Origin of the sequence: Bradyrhizobium yuanmingense (assembly GCF_029167105.1) — a bacterium.
GTDB lineage: Bacteria > Pseudomonadota > Alphaproteobacteria > Rhizobiales > Xanthobacteraceae > Bradyrhizobium > Bradyrhizobium yuanmingense_A.
This window is the reverse complement of record NZ_JARFML010000019.1, coordinates 38407-53883: the sequence shown is the minus strand read 5'-3', so window position 1 is coordinate 53883 and position 15477 is coordinate 38407. Positions and strand designations below refer to the sequence as shown.

Annotated in this window: 16 protein-coding genes; 9 read left to right on the top strand and 7 right to left on the bottom strand. The window is 63.6% G+C overall.

The features are described from left to right. Window positions 1–7: 7 nt before the first annotated feature. Window positions 8–211 carry a hypothetical protein gene (locus P0R31_RS23900; RefSeq protein WP_275516657.1) on the top strand — a complete coding sequence of 68 codons (204 nt, stop codon included), beginning with the start codon at window positions 8–10 and terminating at the stop codon, window positions 209–211. 189 nt (window positions 212–400) lie between these two features. Beyond that, the gene (locus P0R31_RS23895) at window positions 401–1321 is read left to right on the top strand and encodes a DMT family transporter (RefSeq protein WP_275516656.1); all 921 of its coding nucleotides are present in this window, start codon (window positions 401–403) and stop codon (window positions 1319–1321) included. Between the two features lie 6 nt (window positions 1322–1327). On the opposite strand, the gene P0R31_RS23890 is transcribed toward P0R31_RS23895, so the two are convergent. Beyond that, window positions 1328–1678 carry a zinc ribbon domain-containing protein YjdM gene (locus tag P0R31_RS23890; protein ID WP_275516654.1) on the bottom strand — a complete coding sequence of 117 codons (351 nt, stop codon included), beginning with the start codon at window positions 1676–1678 and terminating at the stop codon, window positions 1328–1330. Window positions 1679–2063: 385 nt separating this feature from the next. Here P0R31_RS23890 and P0R31_RS23885 point away from each other — a divergent pair, with 385 nt between their 5' ends. The 5 genes from P0R31_RS23885 (at window position 2064) to P0R31_RS23865 (ending at window position 5753) form a co-directional block, all read left to right on the top strand. After that, window positions 2064–2468: a VOC family protein gene (locus P0R31_RS23885; RefSeq protein WP_275516653.1), complete on the top strand. Its 405-nt coding sequence runs from the start codon at window positions 2064–2066 to the stop codon at window positions 2466–2468. Between the two features lie 105 nt (window positions 2469–2573). After that, complete coding sequence (locus P0R31_RS23880; protein WP_275516652.1) at window positions 2574–3233, top strand: cell envelope biogenesis protein TolA; 660 nt, start codon at window positions 2574–2576, stop codon at window positions 3231–3233. A 261-nt stretch (window positions 3234–3494) separates the two neighbouring features. Further along, window positions 3495–3776, top strand: a complete 282-nt coding sequence (locus tag P0R31_RS23875) for a hypothetical protein (protein ID WP_036033721.1) — start codon at window positions 3495–3497, stop codon at window positions 3774–3776. Window positions 3777–3984: 208 nt separating this feature from the next. Next, window positions 3985–5025 (top strand): acyl-CoA desaturase, encoded by a 1041-nt coding sequence (locus P0R31_RS23870; protein WP_275516651.1) that lies wholly within the window; start codon window positions 3985–3987, stop codon window positions 5023–5025. 224 nt (window positions 5026–5249) lie between these two features. Beyond that, window positions 5250–5753, top strand: a complete 504-nt coding sequence (locus P0R31_RS23865) for a hypothetical protein (protein WP_036033716.1) — start codon at window positions 5250–5252, stop codon at window positions 5751–5753. A 189-nt stretch (window positions 5754–5942) separates the two neighbouring features. Here P0R31_RS23865 and P0R31_RS23860 read toward each other — a convergent pair whose 3' ends face one another. Then, entirely contained in the window at window positions 5943–6941 is a 999-nt protein-coding gene (locus tag P0R31_RS23860; RefSeq protein WP_430516856.1) for a hypothetical protein, read from the bottom strand. A 305-nt stretch (window positions 6942–7246) separates the two neighbouring features. Here P0R31_RS23860 and P0R31_RS23855 point away from each other — a divergent pair, with 305 nt between their 5' ends. Beyond that, window positions 7247–7549 (top strand): hypothetical protein, encoded by a 303-nt coding sequence (locus tag P0R31_RS23855; RefSeq protein ID WP_275516650.1) that lies wholly within the window; start codon window positions 7247–7249, stop codon window positions 7547–7549. 185 nt (window positions 7550–7734) lie between these two features. Here the strand turns inward: P0R31_RS23855 and P0R31_RS23850 are convergent, their stop codons facing one another. Beyond that, on the bottom strand, window positions 7735–8457 hold the full coding sequence (locus P0R31_RS23850; protein WP_275516649.1) for a phasin family protein: 723 nt from the start codon (window positions 8455–8457) through the stop codon (window positions 7735–7737). A gap of 301 nt (window positions 8458–8758) precedes the next feature. Between P0R31_RS23850 and P0R31_RS23845 the strand changes: the two genes are divergently transcribed. After that, window positions 8759–9025 (top strand): DUF2312 domain-containing protein, encoded by a 267-nt coding sequence (locus P0R31_RS23845; protein WP_275516648.1) that lies wholly within the window; start codon window positions 8759–8761, stop codon window positions 9023–9025. Window positions 9026–9228: 203 nt separating this feature from the next. Here P0R31_RS23845 and P0R31_RS23840 read toward each other — a convergent pair whose 3' ends face one another. The 4 genes from P0R31_RS23840 to P0R31_RS23825 form a co-directional block, all read right to left on the bottom strand. Further along, a complete protein-coding gene (locus tag P0R31_RS23840; protein ID WP_275516647.1) occupies window positions 9229–9744 on the bottom strand; it encodes a ParB N-terminal domain-containing protein in 516 nt (171 codons plus the stop codon). 252 nt (window positions 9745–9996) lie between these two features. After that, a complete protein-coding gene (locus P0R31_RS23835; RefSeq protein WP_275516646.1) occupies window positions 9997–10566 on the bottom strand; it encodes a hypothetical protein in 570 nt (189 codons plus the stop codon). Further along, window positions 10563–11177 carry a hypothetical protein gene (locus P0R31_RS23830; RefSeq protein ID WP_275516644.1) on the bottom strand — a complete coding sequence of 205 codons (615 nt, stop codon included), beginning with the start codon at window positions 11175–11177 and terminating at the stop codon, window positions 10563–10565. Before P0R31_RS23830 ends, P0R31_RS23835 begins: the two co-directional genes overlap by 4 nt. A 188-nt stretch (window positions 11178–11365) precedes the next feature. After that, window positions 11366–15136, bottom strand: coding sequence for a vitamin B12-dependent ribonucleotide reductase (locus P0R31_RS23825; protein WP_275516643.1), 3771 nt, complete (start codon window positions 15134–15136; stop codon window positions 11366–11368). Between the last annotated feature and the right edge of the window lie 341 nt (window positions 15137–15477).

Genomic DNA, 15477 nt, shown 5'->3' with positions numbered 1-15477 from the left:
AGGCGCCATGACGCACCCCTCGCTTCGTCCCATGGACGCCTTCGACCCCACCGAGCCCGCCATTCTCCACGATCGTCTCTCCGACACGATCATCACCTGGACCGCCGATCAGGCCGACGACTACCGGCGCGCCAGCCGGCCCGGCGCGGATGGAACCGTGGCCTGGAAGACCTATCTCTTCGATGGCTGGGGCAACGTGCTCGGCGGCTGAGCACCTCCTGTAGAGGCGCCACGTCGCAGCCGGCGCCAACGGATTTCCGGTTTCGCCGCTTCAGGTGCGCGTGCTCGGTGCCGCACATGTCGAGCAGCGGGCCGCAGCGCCCGCCACGATGATGCCTGCGTGCCTGACCTGCAACCGCGTGGGTTGAGCGGCTCGGCGCGCCGACATATCGAGTGATCCATGGATCAGCGGACGAGCGGCGCCGACGCTCTCACTCAGAAGAACGATGCAGCGCCGGCACTGCTCGGCGTGGCCTGCGGGCTTGCCGCGGCGCTGTTCTGGGCGCTCGGCTTTGCCGCCACGCGGCACGGCCTCAAGGCCGGCTTCACGCCGGTCGATCTGCTGGTGCATCGCTATGTCTGGTCGGGGATCGCCTTCCTGCCCCTGGTGTTGCGCGCCGGACTCTCCGATCTCTGCGGCATCGGCTGGGGCAGGGGGCTCGTGCTGATGGTGCTCGGCGGTCCCGTGATGTCGCTGATCTCGTATATCGGCTTCCTGTTCGTCCCGCTCGGCCATGGCAGCGTGATCCAGCCCTCTTGCGCGACGCTCGGCGGCCTCCTGCTCGCGGCGGTGGTGCTGAAGGAGCGGATCTCCGCCTCGCGCCTCGCCGGCGCGCTCGTCATCGTCGGAGGCCTCGGCGTGATCGGCGCGGAATCGATCGGGCATATCGGGACCGACGGTGTGCAGGGCGATCTGATCTTCGTGCTCACCGGCTTCATGTTCGCCGGGTTCGGCGCGATGCTGCGCCGATGGCGCGTCTCGGCCGTGTCGGCTGCGCTCGTGATCAACGTGCTGTCGCTGCTGCTGGTGCCGGTCTACGTCGCCACGATCGGCTTCGCGCACATTGCATCAATCGGCATGACCGAGAACGCCATCCAGGCGCTGGCGCAGGGCGTGCTTGCCGGCCCCGCCGCGCTCTATCTCTACGCCGTCTCGGTCCAGCGTCTCGGCGTCGCCCGCGCCGCGGTGTTTCCGGCTTGCGTGCCGGCGCTGACGCTGCTCACCGGCTGGCTGCTGCTTGGCGAGCCGCCGACGATGCTGCAGACGGCAGGCCTCGTGACGGTGCTGTGCGGGTTCTACCTGGCGCAGCGGCAAAGCTAGCGGACCTCACGCCTTCTTCACGAACTCCGACTTCAGATTCATCGCGCCGATGCCGTCGATCTTGCAGGCGATGTTGTGGCCGTCGCTGGCGTCCTGCAGGCGGATGTTGCGCACCTTGGTGCCGCCCTTGACGACCGAGGACGAGCCCTTGATCTTGAGATCCTTGATCACGATGACGCTGTCGCCGTCGGCGAGCACATTGCCGTTGGCATCGCGCACGCCCGTATCCTGCGCCGTGTCCGCGGCAGCGTCCGCCGCGCCGCTCCATTCATGGCCGCATTCCGGGCAGACCCAGAGATCGCGGTCCTGATAGGCGTGCTCGGAATTGCAGGTCGGGCATTTCATCGTGTCGGTCATGATGGGTCTTGTCTCGCTCGTTCGTTCGCGGCGCGACCGTAGAGGCGGGAACCGGGAAAGCAAGGAAAAGCTGGCAGGTACTCGCGGCCGATTCTGAGCCTGAGCGGCAATCGAGGGCCGGCTCAAGCAAGTGTTGCGAAAACAACCCCATGCACAGTAGCCATCCGTATGGAATTGCTTGGGGTTTGTCCTGACTTCGGTAATTTCGAATAAAATTTGACCCGTCGGGCAAAACAATGGCATGATGCCATTGTGGCGCTCGTCCGAAGGCGGGGGTGCTTTTCGATGGAAGCGGGTGGAACGCAGTCGTGTGCGGCACCATCCCGGATTACGCTGACGCTCGATCCGGGCTACGCTCGCTTCGCAACTTGCGACGAGTTCCCTCATGAGCTTCCTCCTCAACATCGACGTTCCCGACGTGGCGAAAGCCACGACGTTCTACACCGAAGCCTTCGGCCTCTCGGTCGGCCGCCGCTTCGGCGCCGACTTCGTCGAGCTCAACGGTTGGCCGGCGCCGGTGTATCTCTTGACCAAGCAGGCCGGCACGATCGGCGCCGGCGGCGACCGCCGCCGCTATGAGCGGCACTGGACGCCGGTGCATATCGACGTCGTCGTCGACGATGTCGACGCAGCCGTCGCGCGTGCGCTCGCTGCGGGTGCGATCCTGGAAGTGCCGGCGAGCGATGCGCCCTATGGCCGGATCGCGATGCTGGCCGATCCGTTCGGGCACGGTTTTTGTCTATTGGCGTTCAGCGCGCAAGGCTATGACGCGTTGCTTGAAGGTTCGTAGCCTGGATGGAGCGCTAGCGTAGTCCAGCGCCGAGCGTGCCGGATTGTGCATTGCTCGATCCGGGCTACGCTCGCGCGCGGAAAGCTGCGCCGACATCGGAGCGACATGCCAAAGAAGCTGAAGACCTACCAGACCTCGCTCGGCTTCCACGATCAGGCGATCGCCGCGCCCTCGATGAAGGCGGCGCTTGCCGCCTGGGGCGCCAGCTCCAATCTGTTCCATCAGGGCGTCGCCAGGGAGACCGACGATCCCGATGTCGTCGCCGCGACCATGGCGAAGCCGGGCGTGGTGCTCAGGCGCCCGGTGGGGTCGGACGGCCCGTTCACCGAGAGCGCGGAGCTGCCGACCGATCTCGGCGAGGGCGAGGCCAAGCCCAAGCGCAAGTCCAAGAGCAAGTCCAAGAGCGAGGCCAAGAGCAAGCCGACGTCAAAGAAGCGCCCCGCCAAGACGGCCCGGAATGCATCCCGCGAGATCGATGATGCGGCCGCTCGCAAGGCCGCCGCAGCTTTCGAGAAGGAGGAGCGGCGGCGCGAGGCAACGCGTGCCAAGGAAGAGGCCGCTCGCGCCAAGGAGCGTGCGCGGCGCGACAAGGCGGTTGCCGCGGCGGAAGCAGCGCTCGACAAGGCACGGCGCGAGCACGACGCGAAGGCCGCGGCGATCGAAGCCGAGCGGGCCGCGCTCGAGGCGCGCGCCGAAGCCGAGCAGGCTCGCTGGGACAAGCAGAGGCAGAAGCTGGATCAGGCCTTGCGCCGCGCGCGCGAGTGAGAGGCAGGTGCCGATAGCCGAGAGTTCTGTTGCTCATCCAGACCACTCTTGCGTCATATTCGCCGTCATTGCGAGGAGCCCTTGCGACGAAGCAATCCAGACTGCCGCCGGGGCGACAGTCTGGATTGCTTCGCTCCGCTCGCAATGACGGCGGAGGCAGCGGCGCAAAAATCTGGCAGCGCCCATCTTCCAGATCTCGCGCGAAATTTGCTTGCCTCGCCTGGCATCCTTTTGCACTCTTTCAGCGAAGGAGACCAACGCATGACCAAGATGACCGCCGCCTGCGCGCTCGGAACCGCCCTGGTGCTGAGCAGCCTTGCCACCTCAGACGCCGAAGCCCGGACGCGGAGAGCCGTCGTCGTTCGCGCGCCGCAGGAGCGGCTCATCGTCACCGCGCCGGTGCTGAGGCCGACGCCGTGGGATTACAACATCGTGCCACGCTATCGCTATCGCCCCGAGGACGACCGGGTCGATCCCTACGGCCCGCCCCTGGTGCCGTCATACGTGCGCTATGAGGGATGGCGCTGGCCGTATTGGTGGTGAAGGCACCGACCAACGCGAAACTGACCGACGCATGAGGGTGGGTGAGCTGAGCAGATGCACGACGTGCATCTGCGTCATGATCGCTACGCTCTATCGGCAGAGAATGCACCGCCCGTGCTTCTACGGCTGCCCGGGTCCTTGCCTCTGATAACCAGGGGTTGTACGCTGCACTGCAGAAAAGTGCATTGGCGTAAATGGATCGGCTGACATGAGCGTGGTTGAGAGCGTGGCGTCGGAGCAGCTTTCGGAGCCGAAGATGCCGCCGGGCGTGCTGACCGAAGGTCCGGTGGTCGACGCCAAGTTTCGCGATTCCTACATCTCCTTCGCGATCATGGTCGGCGGCTCGATCGCCGCGCTGGTCTGGGCGTTCTGGCAAGGCATCGGCTGGGTCGAAGTCTCGGTGTTCGCCGGCACGTTCATCATGTCCACGATCGGCATCGGCTTCATGCATCGCTACTTCGTGCATCGCAGCTTCCGCTGCGGTCCGGTGATGCGGACGATCTTCGCCGCGCTCGCGACCATGGCGGTGCAGGGCTCGATCCTGAAATGGGTGAGCAACCACCGGCGACACCATCTGCACTCCGACCGGCCCGGCGACGTGCACAGCCCCTATTACGATGGCGGCGGCAATCCCTACTCCAGTTTCGCCAAGGGCATGACGCATGCCCAAGGCGGCTGGGTGTGGGACCGCGAGACGACCGACGCCAGCTACTACGCCAAGGACATCCTGGCCGACCCGATCGCGATGTTCTTCACCAGGACGCGCTGGTACTGGTACGCGCTGTCGGCGCTGATCATTCCCGGCGCCATCGGCTATGCCTTCGGCGGCGTGCGCACGATGATCGGCTGCATCCTGTTCTCAGGCCTGTTCCGCAGCTACCTGATGACGATGGCGACCTCGCTGGTGAACTCGGTTTGCCACAGCGACGGCCGCTGGGGCTACCGCCGCTTCGAGACCCATGACGGCACCACCAACGAGCTGGTGACCACGCTGCTGACGTTCGGCGAGGGGCTGCACAACAACCATCACCGCTTTCCGCGGGATGCGTATCTCTCGCACGCCTGGTACGAGGTGGACATCAACGGGCTGATCATCCTGGGGCTGGGGAAGCTCGGGCTGGTGCACGATATTTTCGCGGCGGGCGATGCCGGCCGCCATCGTGCTGCGGATGCAGGGCGGGGCGAGCCTGCGCCCGCCGCCGTCGGGAATGCCTTCGACGCCGACGACCGTCGCTCCCCCGGAACGTAATCGTGCCCGCCATGGCCCGGCGCCGATGCGGCGGGGAGTGCACTTCGAACAGGTACGCGGACAAATTGAAGTTTGTTGGCTCGTTATCTCTGCGTGCAGTGTTGACGATTGGGCAAAAGTGGCAAAGTGGAGACTGTCAAGAATACATAGAGGTAGAACGGCACTTATCCCCGTAATAAACCCAATGCTGCTTGGGGTTCTAGGCGCGTATTGGGAGGACAGTCATGGCAAGTGTCGAACAATTGCACAGACGCGACGGAGTGAACTTGGTCCAACTCGAAGCGGACATCACTTCGATCCGGTCGGGAAGCTCCATTACTTCAGTTAATCTGCCTGATTACGTCGAGCACACCGCGGGTGTGTCCCGGGTCGGTGCGCTCAGTGCAGAGGCGGTCATTCGCGACTATGAGTCCGCTGCAAAAGAGATCGAGGCCATGGGCACCGAGTTGATCGACGCCGCGCAAAAATGCGAGGCGCTGACGGCCCAGGTTCATGATGCGATCGCCTTCATGCGAGAAACGGCGGCAGGCTATCGTGAAGAGGGACGCAAGATCTTCAAGCGTATCGAAGAATGCGCGCTGTTCACCGAAGACGTTCGCAAGACCTGCGAACAGGTCAAACGCAGAATGGCTGAAGTCTCGGTCGGCCCTTCCGATGAGGAGCTTGCGCCGCAAGAGCCCGAGCTGACGGGGATCGCGGCCAAGGTGACGATGAGCGAGATACGCTGAGGGGAGCGTAGGTGCGTAGGGTGGGTTAGCTGCTCGACTGCGCAAGGCGCAGTTCGCGCAGCGTAACCCACCACGTCTGCCTCCGCGGAAATCAAAGAGGCGGGTTACGCCAGCGGACTGCGCTTCGCGCCGCCGCAGGCTAACCCACCCTACGCACTTCAAATCCAATCGCGCCTTCGCGAAACGGGCTCACCAATCCGGATCGCCGTAATAATAAGGGTCGGCCATATAGCGCGGCGGCATCCAGGGGCCTCGCGGCGGCGGCCTCGGCCGTCGTGGCGCGGCGTCTGGTACGTGCGCCCGGGCACGCGCAGCCGTGTCGTTGCTCACCACGCTGCGCACGACGGGCTTGGCGGCTGCAGAGGCGGATGGCGCCGATGACGCGCTCAATTGCGTTTGCAACGCCTGGACCTGCGCGGCGAGGCGCGCATTGTCCGCCGCGTCCTTCTCCTGCGCGGCCTTGAGCTGTTGAATAGTGTCGGCCTGGTCGCGCAGCGTCTGCTCGCTGCGGCTCTTCAGCTGCTCGAGCTTGCCGTTGATATTCGCAAGCTCGCTCGTGATGGCCTTGAGCGATTGCGCGAGCTCGGACGATGCCGGCTCGGCCGCCGTGGCGCCGGGCTTCGGGGCGCTTTCCGCGTCCTTAGGCCCCGGCGGTGCAGGCACCGGGCTCGGCTCATCCGCGGCCGCCAGCAGCACCGTCGCCGGCTGCTCCGGACTTTCCGCGGCGGTCGCTTGCGGGGGTGCGCTCGCGGGTGGAGCCCATCGCGCCATGATGGACTTGCCGATCGATGTCGCCTCGTCGCCATATTGCGATGCGACGGCGGCACCGAGCAGGCCGATCGCCATCACGAGAATAGCCAGAGCGCGCATCATCGCCCGGTCTCCCTTCAGGCCCTGATCGCGAGGCTTGGTGTTTAGAACCCTGGCATCCGGCGTCGGCGCCTTGTTTGCGGAGGTGGCGGCTGCCGTTGCGGCGGCGCTTGCGTGCGAGGTCCGCGGGGCTTCGCTGCTCCGTTCCATTCCGGAAACAAGGCGGTCCAGCCGCGCCAGGTCTTCCTCTGCGCTCTTGATCCTGTCGTAGGCCCGCGCCAGCCCACCGTCGGCGCGCGCCTCGTCCGGCTTGCCGGTTTCAGGCTTGGCCGCATCAGGCTTGTCGGTATCGGGTTTGGGGTCGTTCGTCTCAGGCATCGATGCGCTCTCCATCCCGTCGGGCGTCAATGGGAGGCAGTCCGATCTTTGGGAAGGATAGGTCTCGCTGCTATCAGACACAACGCGTGTGCAAAGGAGAAATTATGGCGGGCGAGGGAGCGCGCAGGGTGGGGTTGGTGCCGCGACTGCGCAAAGCGCATTTCGTAGGGTAGTCCAGCGGATTGAAGCTTATCAACGAATGACGCCAAGGGACGTCCAGCCCCGCGGCGCATGAACGTTCGCTGAGGGGAACGGGCGCTAGTCCATTCCGTTTCCTTTGAGGGGGATTGTTCGAGGAGGACAACATGAAAGCAATGATCATCGGGCTTTCGGCTGCTGTTGTCATGGCTACAGCCCCGGCCGTATTTGCTCAGGGTGTATCGAGCAAGACGCCAGGTCATGAGATGCAGCAAATGGGTTCCCAGAAGGGCGAGCCGGGCGCTTCCAGCTACGCTCCGGGACACAAGAAGAAGCAGCAGGCGAAGTCCTCGAAGAGAACCAGCCCCGGCGCGTCGAGCTACGCTCCAGGAAAAACGACAGGACAAACCACGGGTCAAACCACGGGCGCGAGCACCGGGTCGACCACCGGCACGAAGTCAGGGTACTGAACTCCAGGCGGTCCTTAGGCGCGTAGGGTGGGTTAGCTCCGACGGCGCAGCGCAGTTCGCGTAGCGTAACCCACCTCTTTCATCTCGGCGGCGGAGAGGTGGTGGGTTACGCCGGCGGACCGCGCTTCGCACGACTGCCAGCTAACCCACCCTACGCGCCGCGGCGCCGCAATAGGCAGCTGCCGTTAGTGACGTATCGCGCGGATTTCGCGCGTCGTCTGGGTGAGCCTCGCCACAAACCCCTCAAGATGCATGACCCTTTCTCTGGTCAATTGTTCTTGCAGCTCGGCGATCTTCTGGGATTCGGCGACAAACGAGTCGCACGCCTCTTTCGCGTACGCCATCTGAAGCTCGAAGGCTTCGACGGGTGAACGCGCCATCGCGAGCTTTCCCAGGAAATTCCAGGCTTGCTCAAGCGAGGTCCTGATGTAGCCGCTATAGGCGTCGGCAATCGCCTGCGTGCTGGCCTGGAAGGGTTCGACCGGTGCGACGGGCGGGCTTGCAGCGATCTCCATCGCGGAAGCCTCATCCGGCAAGGCTGCAGCCGAAGGTATCTCCGCACTGATCTGTCGGCCAGGCTCTTGCTCGGTCTCGTGCTTGGTCTCCGCCGGGGCATCCGGCAATTGATGCGCTGCACTTGCGCGTTGCTCGCCGGCCCCGGTCCGATGTCCGGCCTTCTTCTTGCCGCCGCGCCGTCCGGCTTTTCCCTTTGGCTTGTTGTCCACCGCACTCAACATTGCAAATGGCTCCCAAATATCGATGAAGCCGCGAGCCTCCGCCGCGTTTGCGCTGAAATCGCGATTTTGGGCTGTCGCTTGCGTGGCGGCCATGTGGTGAGATTTTGCCGCTGCATTTTCGATGTATCCGGCAAGAAGTCGCCGGTCCGGATAGCTGCGGGGTGGCCGCATGTGTCGCCGCCTTAGAAGGGCGCCATACGACGGACCGTTGGCGTACGCTTCATCCTGGTTGTCCGTTGCGGCATAGAAACGGCGGACTGAAAGCGATCAGCCGGTAGCCCCAATGAGCGTAGCGAAATCCGGGATTCTTTGCCGCTTGTCTCCCCGGGTATCGCTGCGCTCATCCGGGCTACGCTTGCTCCGACGATGCCTGCCGGTCGCGGGCGCGATGGCATCGGGTGCGGCAACTCGGTTAACACATTGGTCATTTCTTTGCGGGCATTTTCAGGGCCTCAGTCAGCAAAGAGGCACCATGTCCGACATCACCATTCCCGGCGGCAAGATCCGTTCCTTCGTCGAGCGGATCGAGAACCTCGACAGCGAAATGCAGGAATTGAGCGAACAGAAGAAGGAAGTCTTCGCGGAAGCCAAGGGCGAAGGCTTTGACGCCAAGATCCTCAAGGAGATCATCAAGCTGCGCAAGGAAGACAAGAACGAGCGCGACGAGCGGGAAAGCCTGCTCGACCTCTACATGCGCGCGATGGAGACGGCCTCGCCGGAGCAGGCGAAGGCGGCGTGAGTCGGACAGGTTGATCGGTGAGGAGAGATGGCCGCGATCCCTGGGATTGCGGCCGTCATGCGGTGGCAACAGCCCTAAGTAAAGCACCGTCATTCCGGGGCGCGCGAAGCGCGAACCCGGAATCCATCGCGCCACCCGTCATGCCGCCCGATGGATTCCGGGCTCGCGCCCAAGGGCGCGCCCCGGAATGACGGCGTCCGCCATCAATAGCGGCCGCCGCTGCCCTTTTGCTGCGTGATCCAGTCCGACAATGATTTCGGTTTCGATTTCACAATCCGGCCCGGTGCTGCCTTCGGATTGTCGCGGGTGCCTTTCGCCGGACGGGCGCGCTGTGCCTGTGATGCGCCAGCGCCCTTCAAGCCAGCCGTCGCAGCCTCTGCGGCTTCCTTCTCAAGTCGCAACTGTTTCAATCGCGCCATCTTGATGCGCTCGGCCTCGACTTCGGGGCGCTCGGCGAGCTGCGGCTTGTGTTGGGCAAGCTCGGCCGGGACCAGCACGCCGAGAATGGTCGTCTCGCCGAGCGCCTTGCAGGCCTCGAGCCGATGCAGTCCCTCGACCAGAACGAGGCGGTCTCCGTCGCGCCAAAGGGAAATGGGGGCCTGCTGTCCGATGTCCAGAATACTTTCCGCGATCTCCGCGACGGTCTCTGGCTTGATGGCCTTCTTCTGCTTCGTCGGAACGAAGATCTTCTCGATCGGGAAGGTTTCCGGGGTGGGCATGACTTCTACTCCGCTTCTCCCGGGCCTTTTGGAACCCATGCCGGTGGCGTCAAGAGTTTAGGAGGGAAGGGCCCGACCGCAAAGGCAAATTTGGGGGCAGGGTATCGACCAGCATCGAAGTGGGAGCCAATCTGCGATTAAGGCGATCGAGCTCGTAGCTCGTAGGTGGGGTAGAGCGAAGCGAAAGCCATCAATAGCCGTCGAGCCGTCGCAGAATGACGGGTTTCGCAAGGGCTCTACCCCTCCCACGAGCTAGTTGATGAGACCCATGTTTGTGAACGTCAGACGGCTCGCGGTCACCTTGGTGCCGATAATTGCTACCAAATCGTATTCCCCTTTGGCGGGTCTCAAAAGGCGATCGGTTTCAACTGATAGTTTGGTGACTAGAGAGTCGTCTTGGAGCAAGCAATGGATTGGATCACTCGAACTTGCGTTTTCGAAATGCTTCTGTTGTGAAGGCGGCGGCATTGCTAAGGCGTCAAGAAGAGTCTTGATGCGATTATCAATGTCCCCACCATCGCCGATCAGTTGACCTGGTGCTTGCCGTCGCAAGAACGTGATCTCAAGTTCGCAGAGAAGATCCAGGCGTTTCGAAACAAGGGGCGCAAAGACTGTTGTGCCGCGCGTTTCAAGGATGCCGATCTTGCTTGTAGGGATGTCGTATTCTTCCTGCAGCATCTTCTCTGCTTCGGTTCGCAGAGGAGAGTGCCGCCAGAGTTCCCGAAGTTGGGGAGCTAGAGCTAGCCGGATCGCATGAATGTCGGAAAGGCTTGCTCGTTGTCGTGGTGCGATTGGACCTTCATAGAGAAGTCTAAACTTCACGACTTCTTCTCCTGTTCGTCCGACGCCAAGGTGCTGCTTCGTTCCAACGGGCCGACGCCTCTTTGCTGATAACAAAACTCCGACGTCTGGATATTCATGCTTTTCGCTAGATCCAAAAATCGCGCAGCTTTCTTGTTAGGCTTGCCATGAGCGGCGAGAATTGCTTGCGCAGTTGCGTATGCACAAATGTCGGCCATATCCAAAAGACAAACGTAACCCGATGATAGCTCGACTGCATTTGAATGGACGCGAGTGAAATGTGTGGCTTGTAGGCGCGCGAGACCCCAGTCAATTTTCGTGCGGTCAGTATCGAATGCTAGTAGGTAGGTCGTGCCTTCATGATGTTGCATGTTCGCAATTGCTGCGAAGCAGGCGAGGCCCGCCAAGTGCTTTTCATTGACGTCAAATGGGAGTCCGTTGACGAGCTTTAGCTGTTGCGGGTAGCGTGTTTGATCGATCCATGCAGAGAACCAGCGCCCTCCTAAATTTAGCATCAAGTTCACGCATTCTTCCACGAAGGCGTGAGCGTCTGCTGGCGAAAAATGCAGGAATGGCGAGCGGCGACGCGCATCGCCGCTAAACAGAATGCGGCAGTGAATCTTTGCATCCATTGGGACATCGCGAGCATCTTTCAGTCGGAATAGCGCGTTCCGAGCCTCTTCGCGCGCGTTAGGCGGGAGCCATAGTACTCCTCCCGTAACGAACTGCTCAGCCTTGCTTTCATCGCACAACGCAAGAGGCCGCTCACGTACGAGCGGCCTCAGCGGTACAGTTGGGGTGTTCGGTCCGGTCAATGGGCTTAGCTGCACCCCGTCGTGCTGCCGCACGTATCGCACTTCATGCACGTCCCATTCCGCACCAGCGTGAAGTTGCCGCACTCCGAGCACATCTCGCCCTCGTAGCCCTTGGCCTTGGCTTCCGCGCGGCGCTCGGCCTTGGTGGGGGCGGCGGTCGCGGCGGTGCCGGCCTTGCTCCACTGCAGCTGCTCCAGCTTCTCCGTCGGCGACAGGTCGTGCTGGACTTCCTGCTTCAGGGCGACGGCGCCTTCGAGGGCGTCGCTGAGGCGGGCGCTGGTGGCGTGGGCCGCCATCGCCGTGACCTTGCTGCCGCCTGAGGGCGCGCTGTCGTTGCCCTGGCTGATGGCGGTGCTGCCGCCGCGCATCACGACGAGGTTGTCCGTGCGCGAGCGGGTGAGGCCGCGCGAGACCAGTTTGGTCGCGTGGTGGCCGCCGTCCTCGTCCGGCTCCTTGCCTTCCTCGACGCCCTTGCCGAGCGCGTCAAAGCCGGTCTCGTTGGGATCGACGTGGGCGAGGTCGAAGCGCGAGAGATAGCTCACCGCGAGCTCGCGGAAGACGTAGTCGAGGATCGAGGTCGCGTACTTGATGCTGTCGTTGCCCTGCACGGGGCCCGCCGGCTCGAAGCGGGTGAAGGTGAAGGCGTCGACATATTCGTCGAGCGGCACGCCGTATTGCAGGCCGAGCGACACCGCGATGGCGAAGTTGTTGATGAAGGAGCGCAGCGCCGCGCCTTCCTTGTGCATGTCGATGAAGATCTCGCCGAGACGGCCGTCATCGTATTCGCCGGTGCGGAGATAGACTTTATGCCCGCCGACGACCGCCTTCTGGGTGTAGCCCTTGCGGCGATCCGGCATCTTCTCGCGCTCGCGCATCACGACGATGCGCTCGACCAGCTTCTCGACGACCTTTTCGGCCACATGCGTGGCGCGCGCCGCCATCGGCTTCTCGTGCAGCAGCTCGACCGCATCGTCCTCGTCCTCATCGTCGCTGATGAGCTGCGAGTTGAGCGGCTGGCTGAGCTTCGAGCCGTCGCGATAGAGCGCGTTGGCCTTCAGGGCGAGCTTCCACGACAGCATGTAGGCGGACTTGCAGTCCTCCACCGTGGCGTCGTTCGGCATGTTGATGGTCTTGGAGATCGCACCCGAGATGAAGGGCTGCGCCGCCGCCATCATGCGGATGTGGCTCTCGACCGAGAGATAGCGCTTGCCGATCTTGCCGCAGGGATTGGCGCAGTCGAACACCGGATAGTGCTCGGCCTTGAGGTGCGGGGCACCTTCCACCGTCATCGCGCCGCAGATGTGGACATTGGCCGCCTCGATCTCGCGCTTGGTGAAGCCGACGGCCTGGAGCAGGTCGAAGCCGGGGGCGGCAATGGCTTCAGCGCCGATGCCGAGCTGGTCGCGGATGAAATCCTCGCCGAAGGTCCACTTGTTGAAGGCGAACTTGATGTCGAACGCAGTCGGCAGGGCCTTCTCGACCTTGGCGATGGCGTCATCGGTGAAGCCCTTGGCCTTCAGCGTGGAGACGTTGATGCCGGGGGCGTTCGCCAGCGAGCCGTGGCCGACGGCGTAGGCCTCGATCTCCGCGATCTCGCTCTCGCGATAGCCGAGCGCGCGTAGCGCCGCCGGAACGGCGCGGTTGATGATCTTGAAGTAGCCGCCGCCGGCGAGCTTCTTGAACTTGACGAGCGCGAAGTCGGGCTCGATGCCGGTGGTGTCGCAATCCATGACGAGGCCGATCGTGCCGGTCGGCGCGATGACCGTGGTCTGGGCGTTGCGATAGCCGTGCTTCTCGCCGAGCTCGAGCGCCGCATCCCAGGCCGCCTGGGCATGGCTGACGAGGTCTCCTTGCGGGCAGGAGACGAGGTCGAGCGGCACCGGGTTGACGCTGAGCGCCTCGTAGCCGTTTGACTGGCCGTGGGCGGCGCGGCGGTGGTTGCGTATCACGCGCAGCATGTGCGCGGCGTTCTTCTTGTAGCCGGGGAAGGTGCCCAGTTCAGCAGCGATTTCCGCGGAGGTCTTGTAGGTGATGCCGGTCATGACCGCGGTCAGCGCGCCGCAGAGCGCACGGCCTTCCTTAGAGTCATACGGCAGGCCCATGGTCATCAGCAGGCCGCCGATATTGGCGTAGCCGAGGCCGAGCGTGCGGAACTCGTAGGAGAGCTCGGCGATCGCCTTCGACGGGAACTGCGCCATCATGACGGAGATTTCGAGCACGACGGTCCAGAGCCGGCAGAGATGCTCATAGCCCTCGACGTCGAAGCGCTTGGTCTCGGTGTTGTAGAACGTCAGCAGGTTGGCCGAGGCCAGGTTGCACGCCGTGTCGTCCAGGAACATGTATTCCGAGCACGGATTGGAGGCGCGGATATCGCCGGACGCCTTGCAGGTGTGCCAGTCGTTCATCGTGGTGTTGAAGTGCAGGCCCGGATCGGCCGAGGCCCAGGCGGCGTAGCCGATCTTCTCCCAGAGGTCGCGCGCCTTCAGCGTCTTGGTCACCTTCTTCGAGGTGCGGGCGTTCAGATTCCAGTCGCCGTCGGTCTCGACCGCGCGCAGGAAGTCGTCCTTGAGCGAGACCGAGTTGTTGGAGTTCTGGCCGGAGACGGTGAGGTAGGCTTCCGAGTCCCAGTCGGTGTCGTAGGTGTCGAACTGGATGTCCTTGTAGCCTTGCTTGGCAAACTGGATGACGCGCTTGATGTAGTTATCGGGCACCAGCGAGCGACGCGCGAGCTTGATCTCGCGGCGGAGCGCCGGGTTCTTCTCGGGGTCGAAGCAATCGTCGCCCGAGCCTTCGCAGTTCACGCAGGCCTTCAGCACGGCCTTGAGGTGCTTCTGGTTGATCTTGGAGCCCGTGACGAGGGCCGCGACCTTCTGCTCCTCCTTCACCTTCCAGTCGATATAGGTCTCGATATCGGGGTGATCGACGTCGACGACGACCATCTTGGCGGCGCGGCGCGTGGTGCCGCCGCTCTTGATGGCGCCCGCGGCGCGGTCGCCGATCTTGAGGAAGCTCATCAGGCCGGAGGAGCGGCCGCCGCCGGAGAGCTTTTCGCCTTCGCCGCGCAGGCGCGAGAAGTTGGAGCCAGTGCCGGAGCCGTATTTGAACAGGCGGGCTTCGCGGACCCAGAGGTCCATGATGCCGCCCTCGTTGACGAGGTCGTCACCGACGCCCTGGATGAAGCAGGCATGCGGCTGCGGGTGCTCGTAGGCCGACTTGGACTTGGTCAGCTTGCCCGTGAAGGGGTCGACGTAATAATGGCCCTGGCCGGGGCCGTCGATGCCATAGGCCCAATGCAGGCCGGTGTTGAACCATTGCGGCGAGTTCGGCGCGACCATCTGCATGGCGAGCATGTAGCGGAGCTCGTCGTAGAAGGCCTGGGCGTCTTCGTCGGTCGAGAAATACTTGCCCTTCCAGCCCCAATAGGTCCAGCAGCCGGCGAGGCGGTCGAACACCTGCTTGGCCGAGAGCTCGCTGACATAGCGCTCCTTCTCGGGCAGCGCATTGAGCGCGTCGGTGTCGGGCACGGAGCGCCACAGGAAGGAGGGGACGGATTCCTCTTCGACCTTCTTCAGGCGCGCGGCAACGCCGGCCTTGCGGAAATACTTCTGGGCGAGAACGTCGGAGGCGACCTGCGACCACTCCGCGGGCACCTCGACGTTATCAAGCTTGAACACGACCGAGCCGTCGGGATTGCGAATCTCCGACGTGGTCAGGCGGAATTCGATTCCCGCATAAGGTGACTGTCCCGAAGTGGTGTGGCGCCGCTCAATCCGCATGGTCTTGCCCCGTCCTTTTCTTTGACCGGTCCCGCCCCTCGTTGTGGGCGTCTCCGGGTCGTCATTGCATCTCGCGGGCGCCTTCGGCCGTTCGGCCTCGGGCCACCGCAGTTCAGCCGGTGGATCCGGCCCTGTTTTTTCCCGGCGCGAGCTCGATGCGTCGCATCGATCATCCCGCCGGCATGTCCACACCCATCCGCCCCCAAGGGGATGTGCGCGACATGCGTTCAACGCCCCACAACGTCACTTCGTCTTCGATGCCATCCGAGCCTGTTGCCGGCCCGTTCTGGCGCCCCGAAGAGCCTCTCATTCCGAGGGCAGACACGCCCTCATTCCGCAGC